Origin of the sequence: Rheinheimera nanhaiensis E407-8 (assembly GCF_000296695.1) — a bacterium.
GTDB classification, from domain to species: Bacteria; Pseudomonadota; Gammaproteobacteria; order Enterobacterales; family Alteromonadaceae; genus Alishewanella; species Alishewanella nanhaiensis.
Genome location: NZ_BAFK01000011.1, coordinates 111488 through 138317 on the forward strand (window position 1 = coordinate 111488; position 26830 = coordinate 138317).

The window sequence follows — 26830 nt, forward strand, 5'->3', positions numbered from 1 at the left end:
GGCGCCATCGCGCCTTTTATGTCATTGTAATAATAATTGTCAGCTCAGAGCGGCTTACAACGAACGATAGAACATTAATACGATGATTAATGGACAAACAAATTTAACGTACCAGGGCCAAATGCGCCAGAACAGACTATGTTCAGCACCGGCATCGCCCAGTTTCAACTCTTGCAAAATTTCATTACGCCGCCATACCCAGCCGGCAAACAGGCACAGCATTAAGCCCAGTAATGGCTGACTGTAACGGGTGGTCAGGGCAATAACAAAACCAAACAGCGCCTCAAAGTTCAGAATAATTATACAGCTTAGTGTTAAAATAGCGGCGGCAATTAACCACACGGCCTTTGTACGTTGCACCTGATGCTTTTCAACTACATAAGATACCGGCACTTCCAACATTGAAATCGATGACGTTAATGCCGCTATCGACATTAACAGGAAGAACGCCAGCGCCACGATAGTGCCGACAAATCCCATGGCAGCAAACAGCGACGGTAACACGGTAAAGATCAGCGTATCTTCGGCCAGTAACTTGCCATCTTCAGCAAAAATTTGTACGCCATTGTGCAGGGCGACATACATCGCCGGAATAATTAATAGGCCTGCCAGCACTGCTACGCCAATATCCACCAAAGATACCGCAGCGCCAAGCCTGGGCAAGTTTTCACTGTGGCTGACATAAGAGCCATAAATCAACATGGTGCCCACGCCAAGCGACATGGAGAAAAACGCCTGCCCCATCGCGCTTATCAGTAAGTCTGGATTTAACGCCTGGCTAAAATCCGGTAGCAGGTACACCTTTAATCCTTCTATGGCACCTTGTTGTGTCATGACATAGCCAAACAGCAATAGCATAATGACAAACAAAGTAGGCATCAGACGCACAGACCAGCGCTCTATACCATTGACAACACCACCACTGACAATACCGACAGTTAACAGCATAAACAGCGCGCAAAACAGCAAATTACGCTCTGTCGAAAACGCCACCAACCACTGGGCAAGTTGCTCCATGCCTGCCAGCTTCACCACCGCTTCGAGGGTGTGTGATAACATCCAGCCGCCAACAATGCCGTAAAATGCCAGGATCAATGAGACGGTAATAATGCCCCAAAAGCCGACCAGCCGGCCGCTGATACCGCGGGATACCTGCCCCAGCGCATCCACGACATTAGCCTTAGTGGCCCGGCCAATGAGTAATTCAGCCATTAATACCGGGTAGGCTAATAGAAACGCCAGAATAAGATACATCAGCACAAAGGCAGCGCCACCATTGCTGGCTACTTGCGAGGGAAAGCCCCAAATATTGCCCAAGCCTACTGCAGAACCCGAGGCAGCCAGAATAAACCCCAGCCTCGAAGAGAACTCACCACGTGTCGCCATAGTTAACCTTTATAATTATTATGTATTGATACAAATTAACAAAAGGCGGTAATAATACCGCCTTTTAGTGTCAGAGGAACCCTGTTTACTATTTTTTTGCCAGCCGGCTAACCATTTTAAAGTCAGCGGTAATATTGGCAGCTTCTTCCAAAAACGGATCGATTTTTTCCAGCTTCTCCGGTACATCGTCCAACGACGTCACTGCCGGCATACCAAAGCGTTTTAGCCGTTCATTCGCCCGTGCCAGCTGCTGCGCTTTGTTTTTATCACGCTCAGCAATACGCTCGGCTTCTTTTAATGACACTGTTTTGTCATCCATCTGCTGCTTGTACTCAGCAATATCGTTGAGCAGGTACTGAAATTCCGGCTCAGTAGCAATACGGGCATGATGCTTTTCGCGCAATACCGGCACCACTGTGCTGATGTCGGTCAGGCTGCTGTAACGAGCGGCTTCGATAGAGTCCCACGGTAAAGCATACTCTTCTTTACTCTCGCCCCACTCGGCCGGATCGATAGCCGTCGGGAACTGAATATCAGGGATCACACCTTTGTGCTGCGTGCTGCCACCATTAATACGGTAAAACTTGGCGATAGTGTATTGCACGCTGCCAAGCGGATTTTCAAACATATCGTAAATCCGGCCCAGCCCACGGTGCTGCTGCACGGTGCCTTTACCGAAGGTTTGCTCCCCCACCACCAGGGCACGGCCATAGTCCTGCATTGCCGCTGCAAAAATTTCTGATGCAGAGGCACTGTAACGGTCGACCATCACTGTCAGTGGGCCGTCATAGTAACTCAGGCCGTCATTATCCTGTGATACCGATACTTTGCCGTCGCCTTCACGAATTTGCACCACAGGGCCGCTATCGATAAACAGACCGGTTAACAGTGTGGCCTCCTGCAGAGAACCGCCACCGTTGCCCCGTAAATCGACGATAATGCCGTCAACCTTGCTGTCTTTTAGCTCGACCAACAGCTTCTTCACATCTTCAGCCAGATTGTTGTAAAAGCCCGGAATGCTAATTACGCCAATTTTCTGATCCAACTCAGACAGCTGAGGCTTAAATACTTCGGCCTTGGCTGCACGGTCTTCCAGACGGATCTTATCGCGCACTATGCTGATAATCTGCGCCTGACTGGTACCAATGTCATTGGCGCCAACCACTTGCAACCTGACAGTACTGCCTTTGGGGCCCTTAATTAAATCGACCACATCGTCCAGACGCCAGCCAATCACGTCGACAAAATCTGCTTTATCCTGCGCAACGCCAATAATTTTATCTTTTGGCTTAAGCTTTTGCGTTAAATCAGCCGGGCCACCCGGTACCAGGCTTTGAATCACCGTGTAGTCTTCATCGGCACGCAGCACAGCACCAATGCCTTCCAGCGACAGGTTCATTTCCTGCTGGAAGCGATCAGCATTACGCGGTGAAAGATAAGACGTATGTGCCTCGATACTGCGGGCAAACGAGTTCATCACTAACTGAAACACATCTTCGCTTTCAGTCTGAGCCAGTCGCTTTTGCGTGTTGCGATAGCGCTTTGTCAGGATCTCTTTGGTTTCTTCAGCGCTTTTACCGGCCAGCTTCAGATTTAACGCGTCAAACTTCACCCGCTGGCGCCATAGCTCATCAAGTTCAGCCTGGCTGGCGGGCCAGTCGGCCCCTTCACGATCGTAAACATAATTATCGTCTGTCGTGAAGTCGAAGCCTTTCTCCAACAGCGCCAGCGCATAGTCAAAACGTTCTGCGCGGCGTTTCAAGGTAAAGTTAAACATGTCAAAAGCAAAATTTAAATTGCCTTTGTTAATCGCATCATCAAACTGCTCGCGGTACTGCTCAAAAGTAGCAACGTCAGATTTCATCAATACATTGCGATAAAAATCCAGGTTTTTCAGATAGGTATCAAACATCCTGGATGATAACGCGTCGTCAAGCTGCACACTGTTGTAATGGCCACGGGTAAATAACGCTGTGATCCGCTTACTGGCAGTAGCATGCTGCACATCCTGGCTTATGACCGGCAATACCAAAGGCCCGGCTTGCTCGGTAGCAACCAGATTTAGGCTAAAAACAGCAATAACGGCGGTGGCAAGTACTGATAATCTTTTCATAAGCTACTCTGCGTTAGTCAGGCCTGATACAAACTATCCTGACGGGTTTTAATCACCATACCAGAACCCAGTTGTACGGTCACATCGTCTTTACTGATCTCCAGTACAGTAGCAGGCATCGGATTTTGGCCAAGTTTTAACAGCACACTGGCACCTACTACTACAGTACCGCTGGCAACCGGCGTCAACGCTCTGGCGGGTTGGGCAGGCGCAGCAGCGGCTGTTTCGGCTTTCTGGTTAACCTTAGTGCCTTTAGAGGGGATATTGGCTTTTTTGTTCGGATTTTTTTTGTAAGCAGGTTTTGCAACCGCGGCTTTCGTCGTCACACTGGCTTTGGCTTCGGCTATTTTGGCCTTGCGCTTTTCAGCCGCTTTGGCCTTGCTTTCTTCCAGTGTTTTAGCGGCATGTTCGGCTTGAGCCGCATCAATCAAATCGCCGGCATTGCCGTCTAAATCAATGCGAGCTGCGCCTTCCTGGGTCGCTTCCAGATAACGCCAGCTGGAGGTGTACACCCTAAGCGCCTGACGCAACTGGGTTTTACTCACGACACTGTCGTCCTGCAGCCGCTCGGCCAAATCCTGAAAGATGCCAATTTTTAACGGCCTGGCGGCGCCATTTGCGCTAAAACAGGCCGGAAACCGTTGCACCAGATAGGCCAGTACTTCTTTCACGTTGCTTGCTTTAACCGCTTGTTCAGTTGGGGTGGTCATTAACGCTTCACTCTTCTTCATCTGTGGTATCCGCGTCCGGTATACCGTCGTCCAGCTGTTGGCGTACAAATGCCAAAGCCCAATCAATTAATTCGTCTTCATCAGCTTCCAGCAGCACAGTGCCGCCGCGCAACTGATCCCAAATCGCCGGCAGCAGATAGTCTACCTGTTCTGCACTGACGTCCTCCGGCAGCTTTTGCCAAACGGCATGATAGACACTGTTTACTTTGTCGGTAACCAGCTCTTCGTCGCCTTCCCAGTCACCAATATCCGCTACATCGAACAAATAGTCGTGAATGGAGATACTGTCTTTCATAATGTTTTGGCCAGATGCAGTTCAAACAGGCGGATCAATTGCTCTAAACCGGCCTGATCTTCAGCGTCAAACCTTGCCAGGCTTGGGCTATCGATATCCAGCACGGCAATAATGTCGCCCTGATGGCGAAGCGGCAGGACAATTTCCGAGTTACTGGCGGCATCACAGGCAATATGGCCTGGAAATTCGTGCACATCTTTGACCAACTGCACCTGCCCGGTTGCCACTGCTGTGCCGCACACGCCTTTGCCTACCGCTATACGTACACAGGCAACCTGGCCCTGAAATGGCCCCAGCACCAGTTCACCCTCGCGCATAATGTAAAAGCCGGCCCAGTTCAGATCAGGCAGGTTATTAAAAAGTAGTGCACTAAGATTCGCCATATTGGCAATAAGATCGGTTTCCTGCTCAATCAGAGCCTGCGCTTGCTGCTGCAGCAAGCGGTACAACGCAGTTTTTTCACTCGACATGAATTATGGATTTCTGGTTAACACCTAAAGCCGTACATTACTCGTTTTAGCCGCGAAATTAAACTCCCTGACGGCAAAGTTTTAGCCGATGCAGCGTATTTATTGCCTTGTCTGGCCTGACAAGGCCAGCATTGCACAAAGATTAATCAGCTTTAGCTGCAGACCCGACCAGTTTTAACGGATTAGCCGGATAAAAACAGTGTGCTTGCTGCGCCTGATGGCTGAAAAAGCGCGTATCTTTATACGGCAGCTTCATAAAGCCGCCTACGCCTTCACCACTGATCAAGGAAACCTTGGATAAAATTGACTGTAGTAAACGGGCAAACTCCGGCTCAGCCTGCGGGTCCAGTAACCGGTAATAGCTGTGGATCTTCATATACAAACTGGTGACTTCAAAGATTATACAACCGGTATGGCGGATCAGGTTTAGCTTAGCGATATCATCCATGATGGCATCGGGCAGAATTAACTGCTCATCGGGATCTTTACCATCTTCAAAATATGAATGCTGTTTACTGGCATCTTCACTGCTAAGCACCGGCGCCAGCTGATAAGGTATTACCGCATCAGCCGGTGCTATAAAAGGTGAGTGGGTTGTGTCACGGCTGATATGAATGGTATTACGGGCGTTAAACAAACAGGCTTTAAAGATACCCACCTTGGCAATAGCGCGCGCCAGTGTCACCACATTGTTCACTGACAAAGCAAAAGAGCGGCTAAGCTTGGCATCATATAAATTCAGGCTACTGTCGATATAAACGCCATTGGCCTGCCAGTGAATCGCCAAACCGCCCACCACCGGATAACGCGCCAGCCGGCTTACAGCGGCAACAAAGGCTTTTTCAGTTTCCCCCATACCCTCTAAGTAGTTTTTGTAATAGCGCTCCAGCTGCACATCGTCAACATAGGCGATACCATCTTCTTCGCTGTGTTCACGTAAAAAGGATTTGCGTGACGAATACACTACGGTATCCAGCTCGCGCAGTTGCGGGCTTACCCATACCGGCAGCACGGGGGCGTCGTCAAATAAAGCAATATCGGGCAATACCAACTGTTTTAGCCTGGGCATCTGCTGCAAAAAGTAATCACCGGCTTGTGCACGTAACTGCGGATCGTCGGCCAGCATGCTGTCAAGCATAGTGGCGAATTCTACCGGCAAGCCCAAACTGCGCGCCGGTATGGCTTTGCGGCCAAAGCGGCACGACTGCCCCGAGGCCAGTGCATACAAGGTTCCCGCCACACCCTGCTCGTCAAAACGCGGGCTGGATAAGGCACCGCTGCGCTGCTCAGCACCAATAAAATACACATCGCCCATACGGGCATTTGAGCTTTGCAAGTCGGCCGACATCAACTGCATTACATTGTTGGATAAATACTGACCATTGGCATCCAGCTGGGCAAAGACCGACGAGCCCCAGTCAATCAGGCTGATGCGGCCTGTCTGGCTATCAAACACCAGATTGGACGGTTTAATATCGCCGTGCACTATTGGCTGCAATTCGCCGTCTTTGTGGTAGCGGCGTAAAAACAACAACACATCCGCCAGCTGACAGGCAATGTCGATAATCAGCCTTACCGGTATGCGGCCATGCTGCAGGCTGTACTGCTCTAAATCGATGCCGCTGGCGCGCTGCATCATTAAAATACCCTGCTTTTTGACTACCTGATAGGTGATGTAACGCGGCACATTAGGGTGTTGCACCTGCGATAACATATAAGCTTCATCCGCCAGCCGCTCCTGAATATGCTGCGGCAGATTAATACGGGAGAATTTAAACACGCAGCTCTGATCACTGGCATCCAGCCCGGCAAAGGCAAAACCATAAGCGCCCTTGCCTATCAGCGCGATGTCTTTATAACCCAGTTTTTTAAGCTCAGAAATACACAGCGCTACCCAGTCTTTCAGCTTCTTGGCATCATTGGTATTTAGCAGGTAAATCGACTGCTCTTCGGGGATATAAAAATTACGCAGCTGATTTTTGTATTGCATACCTAGGCCTTAACACAGCGTGACTGCGCCCACTGCCGCAGAGCGCTGACCTGCTCTGCCATTACTACCGACAGTGGCTGCGTCGCAGCTAACTCGTCCATCAGGTGCATCAGACTAAACGTACTGTCACTGGCACGGGCCCGATAACCGGCACCAACCACCGCCTGCTCCAGCTCAGCGCCGGAAAAACCACGGCACAGCGGCAACGCTGAACGTAACTCAGTGTCGCTCAACGGCATTTGCCGCTTTGTCAGGTGCAGCTGCAGCAATTGCAGGCACTCCTGCTCGGTGGGTAAGTCGACAAAAAAGATTTCGTCAAAGCGGCCTTTGCGCAGCAGCTCCGGCGCTAGATCATGAATATTATTCGCTGTAGCCACCAGAAACACCTGTGATTTGCGCTCTGACAACCAGGTTAAAAAGCTGCCCAGCAAACGGCGCGACACGCCATTGTCGTTATCGCCCGAGGACAGGCCTTTTTCTATTTCATCTATCCACAACACGCAGGGCGACATAGCATCGGCAAGCGCCAGCGCTTGCGTCAGGTTTTTCTCAGTTTCACCGATGTACTTGTTGTACAGCGCAGCCATATCCAGCCGCAATAAAGGTAAATGCCAGCTGCCTGCTATGGCTTTGGCGGCCAAACTTTTCCCCGTACCCTGCACGCCGGTTAATAACAGGCCTTTGGGTATGTCCTTTGGTTTATCAAGGCGGGCGTGCTCCAGAAAAGCCTGCTGGCGCTGGCCTATCCACTGTTTTAAATTGGTCAGGCCAATGACGTTGGCAAAACTGGCGCTATCAAACACCTGGCTTAATACACCATCGGTTTGCAACAAACTAAATTTCGCCCGGTTAATGCGCGGAATATCGGCCTGAGTTACAGCACCGTCATCCGCTATGGCTTTATAAGCCAGCCGTTTTACCTCATCAAAAGTTAAGCCACGTAAATTTTGCACCAACAGTGCCACATTCTCTGCCGTCAGCTGTGCCAACATGCCGGTTTTTGCGGCATAGCTATCAGCCATCTCGTGCACCAGTTGGCGGATCTGCTGATCGGATGGCAGGCTTAACTCGAAGCGGTAACACAGCCGGCTCAGCTCAGGCGGAATACTTATAGCATGGCTGAGCAAAATCAGGGTGTGGCCTGATTGCTCATGGGCCTGAGCAATCTCTTTGATATAACGCACATGTTTAGGCTCGGCTAAAAACGGGTGAAAATCACATAACACATAAATGCCGCTGTTACGGGTGCCTTTAATTTGCGCCAGCAAGTTGGTCGGGTCGGCATTAAACGCTTGCGCGCCCTGCTCGCTGTCAAGCCGCTGCAGGCCGTCGGTAATGGTCCATTTAAATACCGGCCGCATCAGATTAACCGCCAGGCGTTTTATCAGCATCAACGCCCGCGGCTCTTCATAGCTTTCAATCACTATCAGCGGGCTGTGTGCCTGCACTAACACCCGCAAATCGTCAAATTCGTACATCCGTGCCCTTAAACAAAAAACCCACTGCAATGAGTGGGTTTTATCAGAAAGCCATCAGGCTGCCAAGCGATACGATAGCTTATTGCATTGCCAGCAACATACTGGCCGGCTGCTCCAGGTATTGCTTCCACAGGTTGGTAAAGCGCGCTATGGTGCCACCGTCAATCACGCGATGATCACCCGACCAGCTTATTTGCATCAGCTGACGTGCTTCTACTTCACCTTTGGCATTAAAGCGTGGTAGCGCCTGCACCTTACCCAGCGCCACTATCGCCACTTCAGGTTTGTTGATAATCGGCGTCGCCACCGTGCCGCCTAAAGCACCGATATTGGAAATGCTGATGGTGCCGCCTTTTAAATCGGCCGGGCTAACGCGACCTTCGCGTGCCTGCTCGGTTAAGCGGGTTAACTCATTTGCAATGTCGACAATCGACTTACTCTGGCAGCCTTTAATATTCGGCACTAACAACCCCACTTTCGAGTCGACCGCGATGCCGATATTGTGATCATCAAAGTAGGTCAGCTCAGTACAATCGCTGTTGACCTGGCTGTTCATAATGGGGAACTGCTTAATCGCCAGCGATAATGCCTTAATAAAAAACGGCATCATGGTCAGCTTTACGCCCTGCTTGGCATACTGATCTTTTAAGCTTAAACGCAAAGCAATAAGCTCCGTTAAATCAATCTCTTCGCAGTAGGTAAAGTGCGGTATGGTCGATACCGATTCCACCATTTGCCGTGCCATCGCCGCTTTAATGCCTTTAATCGGCTCCACCCGGCTAGCGCCGCTGGTCAGCACCGCCGCAGCAGCTTTAGCCGGCTGCGCTGCGGGTTTCGCCACGGGTGCAGCAACAGCGGTTTTACCTTCAGCAAAAGCGCGCACATCTTCTTTGTATACCCGGCCTTTATCACCACTGCCGGGTACCTTGCTTAAATCGATATTCAGCTCACGGGCTAAACGGCGTACCGCCGGACTGGCCAGCGCCTTGCCCTGTGCTGCCGGTGTGGCTGCAGCAGGCGCCGGGGTTTGAGTGGTAACAGGCGGCGTTGCAGTGTGCTGCGCAGGCTGCGCCGCCGCAGTACCCTCATGACTCATGGCAAATAGCGGTGAGTGTACTTTGGCAATATCGCCCTTGGCATAATACAGCTTAGTGACTTTACCTGAGTATTTAGCCGGTATTTGCACCAGCGCTTTGTCGGTCATCACATCGCACACCGGTTGGTCTTCAACGATGTCATCACCTTCTTTTACCAGCCAGTCGACAATTTCACACTCGACGATACCCTCACCAATATCCGGTAAAATAAAGTCTTCGCTGGCATGGCCCGATGCGGCAGGCGTGGCGGCGGCTGGTGCGTTAGCCGCAACAGCTTCTTGTTTCGCTTCCGGCGTTGTCTCAGCGCTGCCGGCCAGCTGCATTTCAAACAGCGGCGCGTGCACTTTGGCAATATCGCCTTTGGCGTAATACAGCTTACTGACAATACCGTCATGCACCGCCGGGATTTGCACCAGCGCTTTGTCGGTCATCACATCGCATACCGGCTGATCTTCTTTAATGCTATCGCCTTCGGCGACCAGCCACTCGACGATCTCGCACTCAACGATGCCTTCACCGATATCCGGCAGAATAAAATCTTTTTTCATCTCTGCCTCCGTTAGAAGTTGACTGAGCGCATAATGGCTTCGTAGGTTTTTAAATGATCGGCCACGTATTCTTTTTCCAGTGCCAGCGGGTACGGTGTGTCTAAACCACAGACCCGCTCAATCGGGCTTTCCAGGTGTAAGAAGCACATTTTCTGCATAGTGGCGGCAATTTCACCGGCAAAGCCGCCGGTTAACGGCGCTTCGTGGTTAATGACTAACCGGCCGGTTTTCTTCACCGACGCCGCAACGGTGTCGGCATCCCACGGCAGTATGCTGCGAAGGTCGATCACTTCACAGGACACGCCTTCTTTTTCTGCCATTTCTACCGCTTTTTGTACAATTTCCATCTGTGCGCCCCAGGCCAGCACGGTGATATCTGTACCTTGCTGTGTCACTTCGGCTTTACCCAGCTCAATCTCGTAGTAGTCTTCCGGCACTTCACCAACTGAGGCACGATATAGCTTTTTCGGCTCGAAGAAAATCACCGGATCCGGGTCGGCAATGGCCGCTAATAGTAAGCCTTTGGCCTGATAAGGGTCGCGCGGGATCACCACTTTTAACCCCGGCGTATGGGCAAAGTACGCTTCCGGTGACTGGCTGTGATAATGGCCGCCGGCAATGCCGCCGCCGTAGGGGCTGCGAAATACAATACCGCCGACATTGAACTCGTTACCCGAGCGGTAGCGAAACTTCGCCGTTTCGTTGACGATCTGATCAAAGGCCGGGAAGATATAATCGGCAAACTGAATTTCCGCCACCGGTTTCATGCCCTGTGCGGCCATACCATTGGCAAAACCGGCGATGCCTTGCTCGGTTAACGGCGTATTAAAGCAGCGCGCTTTGCCGTATTTTTCCTGTAGCTTGCTGGTGGCACGAAATACGCCGCCAAAATGACCAACGTCTTCACCAAAACACACCACGCCATCGTCTTTGGCCATGGCTAAATCCAGCGCATTATTAATGGCCTGCAACATGTTCATTTTTGCCATTAGTCTAATCTCCCCGCCGTTACCGGATACGCATCCGGATATTTACGGATATGCGCTTTTAAGTCGTCTAATTGTTGTTGTAAGGCCGGAATAGGCTCGGCATACACATCGGAAATTAAGTGCTCTATGCCAGGCTTGGCCACTTTCTCAGCCACTTTCAGTGCATCCAGGATCTCGGTGCGCAGCGTTTCAATAGTGGCTTTATCGTCTGCGTCATTTAACCAGCCTTTTTCAATCAGCCATAAGCGGTACCGGCTGATGGGGTCATTTTGCCGCCATTTTTCTTCTTCTTCTTTCGAGCGATAACCGCTGGGGTCGTCAGACGATGAATGGGCGCCTAAACGATAGGCAATAGACTCAATTAACACCGGCTCGTTAGTGGCCAGTGCATGCTCGCGCGCCATCTTGGTCGCCTGATATACCGCTAAAATATCGGCACCATCTACCCGCAGCGCTTTCATGCCGTAGCCTACCGCCCGGCAGGCAATACCATCACCAACAAACTGCTCGTTCGCCGGGGTAGAAATGGCGTAACCATTGTTACGGCAGAAGAAAATCACCGGCGCTTTATGCACTGCGGCCATATTCAGGCCAGCGTGGAAATCGCCTTCAGACGCCGCGCCTTCGCCAAAGTAACAGATGGTGGTGTTGTTCAGACCACGCAGCTTTTGCGCATAGGCATAACCACTGGCCTGCGGAATTTGTGTACCCAACGGCGACGAGATGGTCATGTAGTAAATATCTTTGCTGCCATAATGCACCGGCATCTGGCGGCCTTTACCCAAATCTTTCTCGTTAGAGAACAGCTGGTTCATAAACTGCTCCAGCGTAAAGCCACGATACCTCAGCGCACCCTGTTCGCGGTACTGCGCCATGATCATGTCTTTGTCATCTAGCGCGGCGGCGCTGCCTACCGTTGCGGCTTCTTCACCTAAACACTGCATATAAAAGCTGATACGGCCCTGACGCTGCGCGGCCAGCATACGCTCGTCCAACACCCGGATAAATACCATGGTGTCGTACATCTTCAGCGCAGTGGCTTTGTCCAGATCAGGTGCAACGGCGCCTTCGTACAGGCTGCCGTCGTCACGCAGGATGCGCAGCGTCGGAATTTTTAACGCATCACCGGCAGTAAATTCTGCAGTGTGCACCGTGGTGATGGTGGCGTTATTTGGGTTAGTCATAGGGTGTCTCTTGTTTGTTATACGTGTTAGACATGTGGTCAGTATCACCTGCCCGGCTGTCGCCATTGCAGGCTGCTACTTAGTATAGCGGCTTTACCGCGCTCCCCGTTTTGCGCAGTGTATTGCCCTGCACCGGTTTGTTCTGTTTATTATCGGCGGCAACTTTACCTTTACGTAAACTGCATTGCAACCAAAGCAGCCTATTGCCGCCGCGTTGTCCACCGGCGACTGTCAGCATAAATTTACTCTTAGGCCGCTTTGCCGTTAGTTGCCGCCCGCCGCGGCCCTAAGCCAGGTTATGCGACACTGTAGTTGGTACCACCATCAACATCGCACGCTGGCCTATAGCGACTTTGGCATTGGGGAAGATAATAGCCTCACCTTCGCGCTCTACCCGATACTCGGTGTCACCGTCCGTTGCCAGCAAAGTCCCCACCGGATAGGCCGTAAAGTTTTGCACGTCATCAGCAAAGTGCAGCTTAAACTCCTGCGTTTGCTTATTAATGGCGCGGTATACCTGATACAGCTGAAACTGCTGCTCGTCAAAAGGCGTGGTTTGCACGCTGTCACGGCTTACCAGCTGATGTATGGCCTCACGCGCCCTGGCAAAGCGGCTCATGTCGTTTTTGCCAAAAGGCTGTACTTTACCCAGCTCAATAGTAAAGGCATCAGCGCCATGGCTGTTAGAGGCGTAGTAGCTAAAGGTCGACGCCGGAGTTTGCATTAACAGCACGGTGGTGACATCGCAGGCCTGTAAAAATTCAAACTCGGCCTTTTGCCAGGGCTTGTCATGTAAAAACGGATAAACGGCAAATTTCTCAAAGCGTGAGCCGCGAATGGCGGTATGTAAATCATACAAATAACGGTTACGCGGCACCGAGAAGGTTACGCGTGACGCATCATAGAAGCGGCTAACATAGTCTTCTAAGGCCTTGGCACGCTTGCGCTCGGCGTTAATTAAGCCTGCGCCCATGCTGTGATGGCCAGAAAACAACCGGTTTAGATTTTCGCTGATTTCACGCGTACCGGCATTAATAGCCGCGGGGTTACCAAACAGCACCAGCAAACGGTGTTTAAGCGCTAATGTTCCCACTAACAGCTGTTGCACCAGCTCGGCGCATATTTCAATTGGTGCCGTTTCATTGCCGTGTACACCACAGGATAAAACGATGTCTTTATTGCCAGGCTGGGTTGGTTCAAAACAAATCACACCGGTGTCCCAAATGCTGACTTCGGTGCCATCGGCCAGAGTAAACTGTGCGGGTGCCAGCCCATCGGGGTTGGCTAAAGTGAGTGCAAGAAAATCGCCATCCGGCATAAGTGATGCTAAGGTTTGCGCCATGCGCCTGCTCCCTGAAATACGGTTGCGGCAAATTCTAACCCATTAGGCCACCAGACAAAACGCTGCCGGCGCTTTTAGTTGCTAAAGGCCATTACCCTATTGCGCCCGGCCGCTTTAGCCTGATACATGGCATTATCAGCATCGCCCAGTAGCTGTTTTAACACATGGCCGGAGGTGTCGGAGCCGCTCACACCAAAACTGGCGGTAAGCACAAAATCAAAACCACTGTCGCTACAATCAATGCTGGCAATGGCATCGCGGCAAATCTCGGCCAAAAGCGCGGCTTTGTCGATCTGGCAGCCTGGCAGCAACACCGCAAACTCCTCACCGCCAATACGGCCGAAGACATCGTTATTACGCATAAAGTTGCGGCAGGTTTTTACTACCGCCTGCAGTGCCCAGTCACCTGCGGCATGGCCGTGCGCGTCGTTAATTTGTTTAAAGTGGTCTAAGTCAAACAGTATTACCGCCACCGGTTTGGCATTTTGCTCGCAATACTGCAGCGCCAGGCGCGCCTGTTTATTAAAGTGATAACGGTTACTTATACCGGTAAGCTGATCATACTCGGCAATCTTTTTAAAGCGGTACCGGCCAGTCATGCCACGGTAGGCCAAAACACTGGCCAGCAATAACACGGCAGCTAAAATTAACACTAACAAGCGGTTTTGCCGCGCTTCCTGCTCGTATAAGTCGCGTTGCAGCGCCAAAACTTCATTATCTTTATCTAACAGGGCAATACGCTGGTTTTTTAACTCAATTTGGCCTACTGCTAGGTTGTAGGCAAGCAGTCTGTCCGCCCTGTCATTTTGATAAGCGGCGAGTGCTTGACTATATGCCTCAAAGTAGTTTAATGCCTCTTTTAGTTCTCCCCTCGCTTTACTGATTTGATAAAGTGAATAATAGCTAGACTGAACTGGCATGCTTAACAGCACATCTTTTGACCCTTTTACAATTTGTTTTGCTAGTTTTTCAGCGGAAACATAATCGGCAATACCTATATAAGCTAACGTAGCCTGATGATATATTCGGGTTTTAACTGTAACATAATCACTTATTTGTGATTGTTCTAACGCGTCCTCATATATAGATATCGCTTTTAGAAATTGTTTGTTTTTTACTAAAAACTCCATCTGAAGTGATGTAATCAGCCAGCTAAAGAGTGGTTCATCGGCTTCTTTGCACACAGCAAGACTATTATGAATCTCAACGTCAACTTGATCATGGTTTAACCCTATTAACGCTTCAATTCGGTTAAATGACGAATGGCATTTTTCCGTTATTGAGCCCGGATCTTCATAAATAATATTACTGTAACTGTAAGCAAGCTCATAGTTATCGACGCGATTGTACATCAGCGATAGTACATTGAAACCGTGATTCCTAGCTCTTTTATCAGTTACTTTATCAATTAAAGTTTTGATTTCTTCTAAGTACGAAAATGCTCTGGAGTAATCTCTGGAGATAATGAGTACGTTTGCAGCTAGCGATTTCGCCCGTAAAGCGAGCGCGGGATCTTGAGTGTAATTTGTTACAGGCAGAGCGAATTTTAAAGCATTAGTATAATCTGCCTGCGTGACTGCCTCATAAGCCTTTAACAAACTGTAATAATTATAGTTTTTGTTGGAGTAGTCTACATTTGCCGGCTCAAGAGACTGTACCTTGCTCCTAAATTCAGCAAAATTTTTTAAACGCAGTTCATTAAGAGCATTAAAATCTTCAACGGATATGGCTAAAACCTGCAAAGAACACAGAGACAAAACAAATGATATTAATACCGATATTTTGGACACTGTGTTCTTAATCACGTTAGCTAATCAGCTAGCAGTATATTTCAACTGTTGTTTGTGCTGAGCTGGCTCAGAGGGTTCATCTGACTCATCCGGCTCATCAGATTTTCCGGGCTCTTCCTCTGCAGGGAAAATCGCACAGACAATTTTATTTTTCACATTTAGCAGCATTTCCAGCTTGGTAATATCGGCATCACGAAGTGCCGCAGCAATATCGGCTGACTCAAGCGACTGGCTGTTTAATGCCGCGACAATATCTGTGTTTAACCGGCTATCGGCACCTAGTCGCTCTATTAAACTGATTACGTTATCCATAATATCTCCCTGTTGTTTTTATTAATTTCACGCTACTAAGGCAAAATAATCGCTCTTGGCCATTTATGCAAATGGTATTGCGTTAACCGGCCGTGACAGACAACAGGTATTTTTGCACGCTGTGGCCGTCTGCCCCCGTTGACGTGCTACCAGGCACAAAGCCAAGCTTAAGTGCTGACTGTATCGCCGCCTGATTACCTACACGAATATGTTTGCTAAAACCGCTAATATTAAGCTCTGTGTGCAACCAACGTATTAACAGTTGGCTTAGCTCAGTACCAAGCCCCTTTCCCTGCCATACCGGCAACAACATACGGCCGATATCTGCTGTGCCCGCTGTTAAATCCAGCTGGTTTATTGCCGCAATTCCTACCGGCTGTGCAGTGGCCCGGCACGTTACCTTCAAATAAAACCGTGTGGGCGGTTGCTGTCGGGTTAACTCAAGTGCAGCATTAAAGCTGCGCTGTGCCTGACATGGAGTTAACTGCGCACCGACATAAGACATACAGCCTGGGTTTGTCATTATCGCGCAGTACAGCGCCTGATCATCCCCAGCTAAAGCGCTTAGCGTTAGCCGTTCAGAATTTGCTTTGCCAAACAGCGCGGTGTCACAGCAGTACTGATGTTGCACAGTTGCCTCAGTGCTCAACAGCTAACTGCTCAAGCTGACGCAACAGCTCAGTGTTAACCTGCATCGTTGTGGCAGGCGGAATAACCAGGGTGGTTTTTAAATCCATTTTCGCGTCGGGTAAGGCACTCAGCGGCAGGTATTCCATCCGCGGTTGCTGTATCGGCAAGCAACAGGCTTCATATAAAATCACCTGGTGGTTTTCCGGATAATAGTCTTTTAACAGGGTCAGTAATACGTTGCGATAGGCCGCATCGGTGGAAAACTTTGCCAAAGAGCGATCGCCGGCCACACCCACCTGCCACAGCACTAAATAGGCCGCGGTATCAATGTTACGTTTATAAAACATAAACTGGCTGGTTTCATAGTGCTGGCAACCATAGGTGCCGGGGTCTATGCCTAAATCGGCATACAGGCAGTCTTCAGCCGATATGCCCGGCTCCATATGGGCGTTGTAACCCAACTCGCGGGCTTGTTTAATGGCATTATGCGGCACCCAGGCAAATACGCCGGGATGGCCATAAAAAGCACCAACCACTTTTTTACCGGCGGTAACTTCGGCCAGCATAGCGGCGACCATTTCGCGGTAAGTGATCATGCGTGATTTACCTTCCTGGTAATACGGCTGTAACGAGCGCACATCGGCGTTCATTTGCTCTATCCATTTCTCGGTAATGCCATCAGCCACCAGCACAAACACCACGTCGGCCTGTTCAATATAACTGCGGGAAAGCGGGCTGATATGGCTGCCCAATGTCATGCCGGTACCCGTACACACTAAACTATTTTTAGACAAAGTAACTCCAGAATATATTAAATGGTTACTGAGACCTCTGAGTTGGCAGCAATATATGTAAAAAAATTATTATGCAAAAAGCTTTTCAACTCCGACCCTGAGGTATCCCCACAAAATTATTAGCTAAAACAAAAAGATGAGCTAAGAAGGAACATTCATGGCGCTCGGTGATCAGATCAATCGCCAAACATCACCGAGACCAAACAGCCATGAATGTCCGCGCTATCTTGACCAATATCGTTTCATTTGTCACACCAAAAATGCATGCAATCAGACAAAAAGCAGTAATTGATTGCGTGCATAGCCTGGCAAGCGGCAGTGCCGCTACCGTGACCAGCATGGGTAGGGGTAGGGGCATCAACTCAAATGCCTATGAAAAACATAATATTAAGCGGGCTGACAGGCTGCTATCTAATAGGCATTTACTGCGTGAGCAACCTCTGATTTATGGAGCTGTCTGTAGGTCATTTTGCACGGCCAAACATCCAGAGATAAGCATTGACTGGTCTGATTTAGATGAGTGTAAAAGGCACTTTCTGCTCCGTGTTGTGCTAAGCTTTGATGGTCGTGCTATCACACTGTATGAGGAAGTACATCCGCTGAGCACCAAAGAGAAGCCTACTACACACAAGTTATTTTTACGCCGGTTATCACTGCTTCTGCCTGCAAGTTGTAAACCGGTGATTGTACCGATGCAGGATTTAAAACGCTTTGGTTCAGGCAAATTTAAAGCGCTGGGTTGGTATTTTGTCGGCAGGGCTCGTAAGCCCAACTTTTACACTATCGACAATGGAGCACACTGACAGTGTAATAGCCGGTTGTATGTCAAAGCCTCACTTCAGCCTAAGCAATATCAAGCGCAGATTGCTCGGAATACGCCGTTTCCCTGCATGCTGACGCTGTACAAGCAAAAAGCTCAGGGGCGTCACTCGCTCAATGCTGACGGCAGCATCAAGCGCTCTAAAACATCTAAATCAAATGCGCGGGCGAATTCAGATCCTTGGTTGCGCAACTGTAAATACTTACTGGATACGAAGAGCTGCAACATTGAATGCGTGGGTTAAATTCGTGGGATTCCCGCAGACTCCGACCATACAAATTATGTATAAAAGCTTTGCGCCTACATAGAATTTTGTTCACCCAATGAAACAGCAGCATCACTATAAAATAAATGATAAAAATTTCACAGAGTAATTATCTCCTCAATACCCTATCACGAGATTATCAACAGAGTTATAAAACTTGGTTTTATCAAGTTTGAAGGAGCCATCATACAGATAGTCAAAGCCTAATCTCGAGACTAGTCTTAAAGCAGGAAGATTTCTGACGTCTAGATTAGCAATCACTTCGAAGTCACAATAGTCTTCATTAATAGAGAATATTAACTGCGTTAAAGCTTTAGACCCCAAATTACACATTTGATACTCCTCTAGGAGCATAATCCCAACTTCAACTTTTCTGTTTAGTTCAAAAACATTGAACCCAGCGATACCAACACTACAATTTAGCCTTTTTGGCTGAATAACAAAAAAACGCCTCCTCGCACTAGGCTCGCTATTATACAGCATCGCCCTTGCAAATGATTCCCGAGCATCATCCTTTTTAAGTGGAGGCGCCACATACATCATCACTTTATCATCGCAATACAAGCTTTCAAAAAGCGTATAATCATCTGAAATCATCAATCTCAATATTATATCTTCATTTACCACCACCCACCTCTGAAAATAAATTAAAATTATAAATCAATTTATGCTAAAAATAACAAAACACACCGAATGTACTACTCCAGCAACATCTGCTACTTGCCAAGTTTTTTACTTGGCAAGTAGTTATAAGATGCAATTACATCGACTATGCGGCGACCTTCAAATCAGAAGGCTCCTCGCCGGGAACGCAGATAGCACAGACAAATTCACCTGTACTGCCAACTACAGATTCTAAAGTCTTAAAATCCCTACTGACTATAGCGTTTTCTATATCTGCATTAAAAGACATTGACTTAACAAATGACTTGTAGGCCACATCATTCACTCGGTTTAAAGTTGAATTTGCACCAATATTTTCCAGAAACTCTAATACATCTTTCATGAAATTTCCCTCTTTAATCAACGACAAATATTACACTGTTACCAATGACAATTGGCACCACATGCAAAATGCATGCGGCAATAAAATACCACATTAGTAGCAAAAAAATCACTGTTAAAACACGGATACTTTATCAAAAGAATTATTTACAAAAGGAAGAGAAAGAAGCGCAGTATAGTTTGCGTAAACGTCGAGGCGGCTATCACTTGTAAAACGACACGGCAATGACTTCGTAAAAATTACATTTATGCACAATGCTGAAACCCATCCTTAAAAAAACTGTCCAACGTAGCCGTGATACAACTTTCGTGCTTGCTCAATGGCATTGTGCGGCACCCAGGCAAATACGCCGGGATGGCCGTAAAAAGCACCAACCACTTTTTTACCGGCGGTAACTTCGGCCAGCATGGCGGCGACCATTTCGCGGTAAGTGATCATGCGTGATTTACCTTCCTGGTAATACGGCTGCAACGAGCGCACATCGGCGTTCATTTGCTCTATCCATTTCTCGGTAATGCCATCGGCCACCAGCACAAACACCACGTCGGCCTGTTCGATATAACTGCGGGAAAGCGGGCTGATATGGCTGCCCAATGTGATGCCGGTGCCTGTGCACACTAAACTGCCTTGCACTTGTGCTCCTTGTGCGTTTTTTTCGCTACTATAAGGCCTTAATAACGCAGCGGGCAAGTTATCAGGGTTTTAATTTTTTCAGCTGCTGACGGTTGTAGCGTAAATACTGACCTTTGCCGGTTTCATCCAGCCAGAACTGCAGGCTTTGCATAAACTCGGCATCGGCATGAATTTGCGGCATTACCGCGTTTATCTGCTCAATAATGCTTCTGCCCCAGGCACTGTTACTGCAGCCTATAGCCCCGACAACAGCCTGCTGATGGTTTTCGGCAATAGGTAATAGCGTAAGCGGTGAGCCATTGGTGAGCTGGTAATAACGGCTAATCATGCTGTAATCCACAGTGTAATCCAGTCGCTCTGAGGCAATCATCTGCAAAATGGCCAGTGGGCCGTTATCGCCCGAGCGCACCAGCCGGTTGCCGGGCCGGTTATCCTGGCCTTCAATTAATGGCTGTAACACACCGTAGCGCCGCCCGGCGGGGTAGCCAAACTGCAACTGTTCGTCGGCCAGTAAGTCGGCCAGCGGCACTGGCAGTGGGTACTGCTGTTTAATCAGGCTGGCGGTTTTGTCGTTGGTAATAATTTGATGCGGGGTATACACATGGGTTGGCCGGCTGTAATAAGCGCCCTGCTCGCCCTGTGGCTTAGCAATCATACAGGCAAAGCAGAGGTTTTCTGAACGCTCCAGCGCGCGGCCAATGCGTGGCTGGGGTAAAACTTCACGCCGTTTCTTCAGCGCGGGTAAATGGCGGTGCACACTATCTATCAGCACATCACATAAGCCCTGCTGCTTATAAGGCCCATCAACAATATGAAATGGCGGCGCGGTATTAATGCCCCAGTTTATCTGCTCAGGTATAGCTTGCGCGTGGGCAAAACTGGCAGCACCGAGCAAACCGCTAACCAATAACATCGATTTATAACGCGGATAACGCAGCATAAGAGCCCCGGCAAGGTGAATAGCGTTAACAAGGTAGCGGCTTTTTATCTAACGGGCCTGAGCGTTTAATGATATTTGGCTGATAAAAAAAGCCTGTGGTCACACAGGCTTTTGGGGTTGCGTTTAGCACTTAGAATCTAGCGCTTAAGATTTAACGCCTAATACTTAACGTTTAACCGGGCACTTTTCCAACTGCCACACCCGGCTGACGTAATCTTCGATTGACCGGTCTGAAGTAAATTTACCCACACAAGCGGTGTTTAACATGGCCTTTTTTGCCCACAGCGATTTATCGCGGTACCACTGGTCAATTTTTTCATGCGCTTTGCAGTAGCTGTCAAAGTCGGCCAATACCAGATAAGGGTCCCCCCCTTCGAGCAGGCTGCGCTTTATCGCCGACAGTTCGCCCGGCTTACCCGGGGTAAAGTAATCGGTTTCCAGCCAGTCTAAAATGGCTTTGATCTCCGGGTTAGCATAGTAATAGTCCAGGCTGTTATACCCCTTGGCATGCAGCGCTTTTACTTCGTCTACGGTTAAACCAAAGATAGCAATATTGTCGCTGCCCACTTCTTCGGCAATTTCAATATTGGCGCCATCCAGCGTGCCTACGGTAATAGCCCCGTTCAGCGCCAGCTTCATATTGCCGGTACCAGAGGCCTCTTTACCGGCGGTCGAAATTTGCTCTGACACATCGGCAGCCGGGATCATCTTCTCGGCCAGCGTTACCCGGTAATTGGGCATAAACACCACTTTAAGGCGGTTTTTTACCCGCTTATCGTGGTTTATCTTCTCGGCCACTTTATTAATGGCGTAGATAATTTCTTTCGCCAGCTTATAGCCCGGCGCCGCCTTGGCACCAAACAGGAAGACGCGTGGCACCATGTCGTAATCGGGTTCCTGCAAAATACGCCGGTACAGCGCCAGGATATGCAGTAAATTTAAGTGCTGGCGCTTGTATTCATGCAGACGCTTAATTTGAATATCAAAAATAGCGTGCGGATCGATATCAATATGCGTCAGCTTTTTCACTACGCTGGCAAGCTCGGCTTTATTTTGCTGCTTAATGGCCATAAAGGCATCCTGCACCGCGGCATCATCGGCGTAGGCGGCAAACTTAGACAGCTGTTTTAAATCGGTTGGCCAGTCGCTACCTATATGTTTATCCAGCAGGTTAGCCAGCTTGGGGTTACAGGCTTTTAACCAGCGCCGCGGCGTGACGCCGTTAGTGACGTTGGTAAACTTATCCGGCCACAGTGCCACCATCTCTGGAAACAAGTCAGATTTCACCAGTTGCGAGTGGATCTCGGCCACGCCATTAACACGGAACGAGCCAACCACCGACAAATGCCCCATGCGTACCATGGGCTCGTGGCCTTCTTCAATAATGGACAGCTTGCGCTTTTTCTCATTGTCATTTGGCCACAGCACATCAACCTGCTCTAGCAGGAAGCGGCGGTTAATCTCGTAAATAATTTCCAAATGGCGCGGCAGCACTTTTTCAAATAAGCGTACCGGCCATTTCTCTAATGCTTCCGGTAGCAGTGTATGGTTAGTGTAGGCAAACACCTGCTGACAGATAGCCCAGGCCTGGTCCCACTGCATTTCTGCCCGGTCAACTAAAATACGCATCAGCTCCGGAATAGCCACCGCCGGATGGGTGTCGTTTAACTGCACCACCACCTGCTTGGTAAAATCGCTCCAGTCATCGCCATGCGCCCGCTTATAGCGGCGGATAATGTCTTTAAGTGAACAGGAGACAAAAAAGTACTGCTGAATTAAACGCAGCTCTTTACCGGCGTCGGTTTCATCATTCGGGTACAACACCTTAGAGATGGTTTCGGCTTCGATATTCTCGCGCGCCGCGTCAATATAACCGCCCGAGTTAAACACGTCCCAGTTAAAGAAGTCACTGGCACGGCTTTCCCACAGCCTTAGCACGTTCACCGAGCTGCCGTTATAGCCCACTACCGGAATATCCCAGGGTACACCTTTGATAATACGACCCGGGTGCCAGACTTTTTTCATCCGGCCTTGCAAGTCGTAAACCGTCTCGACATAGCCATACACCGAAATCTCCTGCACTGACTCTGGCCGACAGATCTCCCACGGGTTGCCGTACTCGCGCCAGCTGTCTGGCCGCTCTATTTGCCGGCCATCCTGAAAGCTTTGCTGAAATAAGCCATGCTCATAATGAATACCATAACCAATGGCCGGGTAGTTTAGAGTGGCCAGCGAGTCGATAAAACAGGCCGCCAGCCGGCCCAAACCGCCGTTACCCAGCGCCATGTCCTCTTCCTGCTCTTCCAGATCCGCGATATTCAGCCCCAACTCTAACAGCGCCTGCTTCGCCTGCGCATAAAGCCCCAGGTTGTGCAGGTTATTGCTGAACAAGCGGCCCATCAGGTATTCCAGAGAAAAATAATGCAGCGCCCGGGTGTTTTTTTCGTAGTGGGTGCGCTGAGTGTTACGCAGGCCATCATAGACCTGCTCATTCACTGCAGCGCAGGTGGCGCGCCACCAGGCTTGCGGGCTGGCTTTGTTGACATCAGTGCCTAAAGTGGCATGCAGATGGCGGATAATTTGCTGTTTTAATTGTTCAGTGCTGGTTTGCTCCAGCTCTGAAGCAGCAGCGGTTGCGTGTTTTTTCATGACCGATCCTGATAATGTGCTGCCCGGGCGGGCAGCAGCAAAGCGTTATATGTAACATAATTACAAAAACATACCTTAAATCGGCGTTCAAGGCAAAAACTACGGCAGTGAATGTAATTTAATTACAGCTAAATTCACTGCCATTTCAGTAGCTTAGTTGTTACTGAATACGTATTCAACGAATGCCTTGGCATCATGCTCTAACTGCAGCAAATGCGCCTGGTCGACAAAACTCTCCAAATAAATTTTATACGCATTTTCGGTGCCTGATGGCCGGGCGGCAAACCAGCCGTTTTGCGTCACTACCTTCACCCCGCCAATATCGGCATTATTACCCGGCGCCTTGCTCAGCACCGCCAAAATCGCATCGCCGGCCAGTGTTTTTTGCGCCACGCTACTAACATCCAGCTTTTTCAGCGCGGCTTTTTGTGCCGCCGTGGCCGGTGCATCCAAGCGGCGATACAGCGGCGAGCCCAACTCTTTGGTTAACCCCTGATACTGCACATAGGGATCGACACCGGTTTTAGCCAGCATTTCAGCGGCTAACAGGCCAAGAATAATGCCGTCTTTATCGGTAGACCAGGTGCTGCCATCCAGCCTTAACATACTGGCACCGGCACTTTCCTCACCACCAAAGGCAATAGTGCCCTGCTGCAGGCCGTCGACAAACCATTTAAAGCCGACCGGCACTTCCAGCAATTTTCGGCCCCGCGCCGCGACGACCCGGTCAATTAACGCGCTGGACACCAGGGTTTTACCAATGGCCAGGCTGGTGTCCCAATTGGGCCGGTTGGCCAACAGATAATTGATCGCCACCGCCAGATAATGGTTCGGGTTCATCAGGCCGCCACTGCGGGTGACGATGCCGTGGCGGTCAAAATCCGGATCATTACCAATGCCGATATCAAACTGATCTTTTAACTGAATAAGGTTAGCCATGGCATAGGCCGATGAGCAATCCATACGGATTTGGCCGTCTTTATCCAGCGGCATAAAACCAAAGGCCGGGTCAATTTTGTCGTTGACTACGGTGATGTTCAGGCCATAACGCTCAGCAATCCGCGGCCAATAGGCCAGACCCGAGCCACCCATCGGATCGACACCAATTTTAATGCCGGCTTTAGCTATCGCCGCCATATCAATAACGTTTTCTAAATCATCCACATAGTGCTGGATATAGTCGATATGCTGGCAATAACCAGACTGCAGTGCCAACGCATAGGGCTGCATTTTCACGCCTTCTAAGTCTTTGCTTAGCAGCTCATTGGCACGCTGCTCTATCCAGTTTGTCACATCGGTATCGGCGGGCCCGCCATGTGGTGGGTTGTATTTAATGCCACCGTCCTGCGGCGGGTTGTGTGATGGCGTAATCACTATGCCATCGGCCAGCTGGGCGCTGGCACCTTTGTTTTGCGTTAAAATGGCGTGCGAAATGACCGGTGTTGGCGTATAGCCTAAGTCTTTTTGAATACACACCTGAATTTTATTGGCGATCAGCACTTCCAGTGCGCTGGCAAAAGCGGCTTCAGATAAGGCATGAGTGTCTTTGCCTAAAAACAGCGGCCCGGTAATGCCCTGCTTTTTGCGATAATCGGCAATAGCCTGACAAATGGCCAGCACATGAGGTTCATTAAAGGAGCAGCTTAGCGCGCTGCCGCGGTGGCCTGAGGTGCCAAACGCCACTTTGTGCTCTGGCCGGGTGTGGACATCAGGCTCCAGCACATAGTAGGCGGTCATCAGACGGCTGATATTGGGCAGCTGCGATGGCGGCACCAGTTGGCCGGCCAGCGGGTGTAAAGACATAGCATTTCCTTTTACAATAAATCGCGGATACGTTCGGCGTCTTGTTCACTATAGCCAAGTTTCAGCGCGGTCTCGGTTAACATCATTTTTTTACGCGTGGTGTTGGAATTGGTAATCACCCAAAACTCGGTATTGGGTATTTGTTTGGGGTTAGTGCTGCTACCGGCTTCGGATAACTCGGCAGCACTGCGGCCAAAGTACAGCCGGTTACGGCCTTTAATATCCAGCACTTTGGCAAACTGCTTTTTATGCGCCCGCGCCAGCACCGATAAAATAAACAAAAACCGCCCTACCACGCTTTGCTCTGCCTGCAGATCTTGCCGGTTTATTAAGTCAAAAATATTACTTTGCACTGCCGGTGCCACAGCAGGTTCAACCTTGTCGGTCGTGGCTGCAGCGGGCTTAGCGGACGAGAGCGGCGCATCGCCTAACAGTAAACGGCGCAGTATTTCAGACGCACTTTCGCCAATTTTCTGCGTCTGGCCGGCTATGTATTGATAGAGTTCGTCGTCTATTTCGATGGTTTTCATATATTTAATCCGCGCACTTAAGTTGGCCTCATTATATAAAGCCTTACCGACTGACGCCAGCAAGATGATTTGCTAGACTAGCGTCTGGGTTAACTAAATGTATTTTCTATGCTTTTACATACGCAATTAACTGGCCAGCCGGGCCAGCCAGCAGTGGTACTGATCCATGGCCTGTTTGGCAGCTATGAAAACTTAGGCGTGATTGCACGTAGCTTAAGCGAGCAGTATCAGGTGGTGAATGTCGATGTGCGTAACCATGGTCGCTCTGGTCACAGCACTGACATGAGCTACCGCCAGATGGCCGATGATTTAGCGCAAACACTGGATGCGCTTGAGGTTGCAAAAGTTGCACTGCTTGGCCATTCGATGGGCGGTAAGCTGGCGATGGCGTTTGCCCTTTTACACCCAGACCGGGTAACTAAACTGATTTTGGCCGATATTGCACCAGTGGCCTATCCACCGCGGCACAATAGCATTTTTGCCGGCCTGGAAGCGGTAGACCTGGCGCAGTTAACCAGCCGGGCAGAGGCTGATAGACAGCTGGCAGAGTATATAAACGAGGCTGGCGTCAGGCAGTTTTTATTAAAAAGTCTGGTAAAAGAGCACGACCGCTTTTACTGGCGCTTTAATTTAGCGGCGCTTAAAGCCAATTATGCCGCGCTGATTGGCGAGCCGCTGGTACACGGGCAATACAATGGGCCGGTGCTGTTTATCAAAGGCGGTGACTCTGACTATATTTTGCCCGAGCATCGCCCCGCAATTATGCAGCTGTTTCCGCAGGCGCAGGCGAAGATCATTCAGGGCACCGGCCATTGGCTGCACGCCGAAAAGCCGGCCGCCTTTACCAAGCTGGTACAGGACTTTTTATTGAGCTAACGCACTAAATTTTTTCGCTAATTGTGCTATAGTGCGCGCACTTTTTTTACGGCAGGTAGCTCGTTATGTCTTTTGAGCAGTTTGAGACACTGAGTTTATGGCTTGGCCTGGGTATTTTGTATGTTTTTATCGTACTGGCTATTCACGACGTACTGAAAA

24 protein-coding genes are annotated in these 26830 nt (G+C 49.6%); 2 read left to right on the top strand and 22 right to left on the bottom strand.

Features of this window, described 5'->3' with window-relative positions; translation table 11 throughout:
- Nucleotides 1-54: 54 nt before the first annotated feature.
- From RNAN_RS10770 to RNAN_RS10840, 15 genes are all read right to left on the bottom strand, one after another.
- Nucleotides 55-1386, bottom strand: a complete 1332-nt coding sequence (locus RNAN_RS10770; protein ID WP_008221661.1) for a sodium-dependent transporter — start codon at nucleotides 1384-1386, stop codon at nucleotides 55-57.
- 88 nt (nucleotides 1387-1474) lie between these two features.
- Entirely contained in the window at nucleotides 1475-3499 is a 2025-nt protein-coding gene (gene prc, locus RNAN_RS10775) for a carboxy terminal-processing peptidase (RefSeq protein WP_008221663.1), read from the bottom strand.
- 17 nt (nucleotides 3500-3516) lie between these two features.
- Complete coding sequence (gene proQ / locus RNAN_RS10780) at nucleotides 3517-4230, bottom strand: RNA chaperone ProQ (protein WP_148275708.1); 714 nt, start codon at nucleotides 4228-4230, stop codon at nucleotides 3517-3519.
- The gene (locus RNAN_RS10785) at nucleotides 4217-4525 is read right to left on the bottom strand and encodes a hypothetical protein (protein WP_008221666.1); all 309 of its coding nucleotides are present in this window, start codon (nucleotides 4523-4525) and stop codon (nucleotides 4217-4219) included. Before RNAN_RS10785 ends, proQ begins: the two co-directional genes overlap by 14 nt.
- Nucleotides 4522-4995, bottom strand: a complete 474-nt coding sequence (locus tag RNAN_RS10790) for a free L-methionine (R)-S-oxide reductase MsrC (RefSeq protein WP_008221669.1) — start codon at nucleotides 4993-4995, stop codon at nucleotides 4522-4524. Before RNAN_RS10790 ends, RNAN_RS10785 begins: the two co-directional genes overlap by 4 nt.
- A gap of 142 nt (nucleotides 4996-5137) precedes the next feature.
- The gene (locus tag RNAN_RS10795; protein ID WP_008221671.1) at nucleotides 5138-6985 is read right to left on the bottom strand and encodes a protein kinase domain-containing protein; all 1848 of its coding nucleotides are present in this window, start codon (nucleotides 6983-6985) and stop codon (nucleotides 5138-5140) included.
- Between the two features lie 2 nt (nucleotides 6986-6987).
- Nucleotides 6988-8463 carry a Ycf46 family AAA ATPase gene (locus tag RNAN_RS10800; RefSeq protein WP_008221672.1) on the bottom strand — a complete coding sequence of 492 codons (1476 nt, stop codon included), beginning with the start codon at nucleotides 8461-8463 and terminating at the stop codon, nucleotides 6988-6990.
- 79 nt (nucleotides 8464-8542) lie between these two features.
- Nucleotides 8543-10108: a dihydrolipoyllysine-residue acetyltransferase gene (locus RNAN_RS10805; protein ID WP_008221674.1), complete on the bottom strand. Its 1566-nt coding sequence runs from the start codon at nucleotides 10106-10108 to the stop codon at nucleotides 8543-8545.
- Nucleotides 10109-10119: 11 nt separating this feature from the next.
- Entirely contained in the window at nucleotides 10120-11097 is a 978-nt protein-coding gene (locus RNAN_RS10810) for an alpha-ketoacid dehydrogenase subunit beta (protein WP_008221676.1), read from the bottom strand.
- Complete coding sequence (locus RNAN_RS10815) at nucleotides 11097-12281, bottom strand: thiamine pyrophosphate-dependent dehydrogenase E1 component subunit alpha (RefSeq protein WP_008221680.1); 1185 nt, start codon at nucleotides 12279-12281, stop codon at nucleotides 11097-11099. The genes RNAN_RS10810 and RNAN_RS10815 overlap by 1 nt, the downstream gene beginning before the upstream one ends.
- A 286-nt stretch (nucleotides 12282-12567) precedes the next feature.
- Nucleotides 12568-13623, bottom strand: coding sequence for a succinylglutamate desuccinylase (gene astE, locus RNAN_RS10820; protein ID WP_008221683.1), 1056 nt, complete (start codon nucleotides 13621-13623; stop codon nucleotides 12568-12570).
- 74 nt (nucleotides 13624-13697) lie between these two features.
- The gene (locus tag RNAN_RS10825; RefSeq protein ID WP_148275709.1) at nucleotides 13698-15428 is read right to left on the bottom strand and encodes a GGDEF domain-containing protein; all 1731 of its coding nucleotides are present in this window, start codon (nucleotides 15426-15428) and stop codon (nucleotides 13698-13700) included.
- Nucleotides 15429-15437: 9 nt separating this feature from the next.
- A complete protein-coding gene (locus RNAN_RS10830; protein WP_008221686.1) occupies nucleotides 15438-15725 on the bottom strand; it encodes a hypothetical protein in 288 nt (95 codons plus the stop codon).
- Between the two features lie 82 nt (nucleotides 15726-15807).
- Complete coding sequence (locus RNAN_RS18720; protein ID WP_008221688.1) at nucleotides 15808-16374, bottom strand: GNAT family N-acetyltransferase; 567 nt, start codon at nucleotides 16372-16374, stop codon at nucleotides 15808-15810.
- A complete protein-coding gene (locus RNAN_RS10840) occupies nucleotides 16364-17149 on the bottom strand; it encodes an SAM-dependent methyltransferase (protein ID WP_008221690.1) in 786 nt (261 codons plus the stop codon). The genes RNAN_RS18720 and RNAN_RS10840 overlap by 11 nt, the downstream gene beginning before the upstream one ends.
- A 167-nt stretch (nucleotides 17150-17316) precedes the next feature.
- Here RNAN_RS10840 and RNAN_RS10845 point away from each other — a divergent pair, with 167 nt between their 5' ends.
- Complete coding sequence (locus RNAN_RS10845) at nucleotides 17317-17952, top strand: hypothetical protein (RefSeq protein WP_148275710.1); 636 nt, start codon at nucleotides 17317-17319, stop codon at nucleotides 17950-17952.
- Nucleotides 17953-18351: 399 nt separating this feature from the next.
- On the opposite strand, the gene RNAN_RS10850 is transcribed toward RNAN_RS10845, so the two are convergent.
- The 7 genes from RNAN_RS10850 to seqA form a co-directional block, all read right to left on the bottom strand.
- Complete coding sequence (locus RNAN_RS10850) at nucleotides 18352-18861, bottom strand: GNAT family N-acetyltransferase (protein ID WP_158467510.1); 510 nt, start codon at nucleotides 18859-18861, stop codon at nucleotides 18352-18354.
- Between the two features lie 142 nt (nucleotides 18862-19003).
- Entirely contained in the window at nucleotides 19004-19240 is a 237-nt protein-coding gene (locus RNAN_RS10855) for a hypothetical protein (RefSeq protein WP_040552008.1), read from the bottom strand.
- 270 nt (nucleotides 19241-19510) lie between these two features.
- The gene (locus RNAN_RS10860; protein ID WP_008221694.1) at nucleotides 19511-19873 is read right to left on the bottom strand and encodes an SAM-dependent methyltransferase; all 363 of its coding nucleotides are present in this window, start codon (nucleotides 19871-19873) and stop codon (nucleotides 19511-19513) included.
- A gap of 61 nt (nucleotides 19874-19934) precedes the next feature.
- The gene (locus RNAN_RS10865) at nucleotides 19935-20813 is read right to left on the bottom strand and encodes a periplasmic substrate-binding protein (protein ID WP_008221695.1); all 879 of its coding nucleotides are present in this window, start codon (nucleotides 20811-20813) and stop codon (nucleotides 19935-19937) included.
- 165 nt (nucleotides 20814-20978) lie between these two features.
- Nucleotides 20979-23462, bottom strand: a complete 2484-nt coding sequence (locus RNAN_RS10870; protein ID WP_008221697.1) for a glycogen/starch/alpha-glucan phosphorylase — start codon at nucleotides 23460-23462, stop codon at nucleotides 20979-20981.
- A gap of 153 nt (nucleotides 23463-23615) precedes the next feature.
- The gene (pgm, locus tag RNAN_RS10875; protein WP_008221699.1) at nucleotides 23616-25265 is read right to left on the bottom strand and encodes a phosphoglucomutase (alpha-D-glucose-1,6-bisphosphate-dependent); all 1650 of its coding nucleotides are present in this window, start codon (nucleotides 25263-25265) and stop codon (nucleotides 23616-23618) included.
- Between the two features lie 11 nt (nucleotides 25266-25276).
- On the bottom strand, nucleotides 25277-25795 hold the full coding sequence (gene seqA / locus RNAN_RS10880; RefSeq protein ID WP_008221700.1) for a replication initiation negative regulator SeqA: 519 nt from the start codon (nucleotides 25793-25795) through the stop codon (nucleotides 25277-25279).
- Between the two features lie 108 nt (nucleotides 25796-25903).
- Between seqA and RNAN_RS10885 the strand changes: the two genes are divergently transcribed.
- Nucleotides 25904-26671, top strand: coding sequence for an alpha/beta fold hydrolase (locus RNAN_RS10885; RefSeq protein ID WP_008221702.1), 768 nt, complete (start codon nucleotides 25904-25906; stop codon nucleotides 26669-26671).
- Nucleotides 26672-26830: the final 159 nt, after the last annotated feature.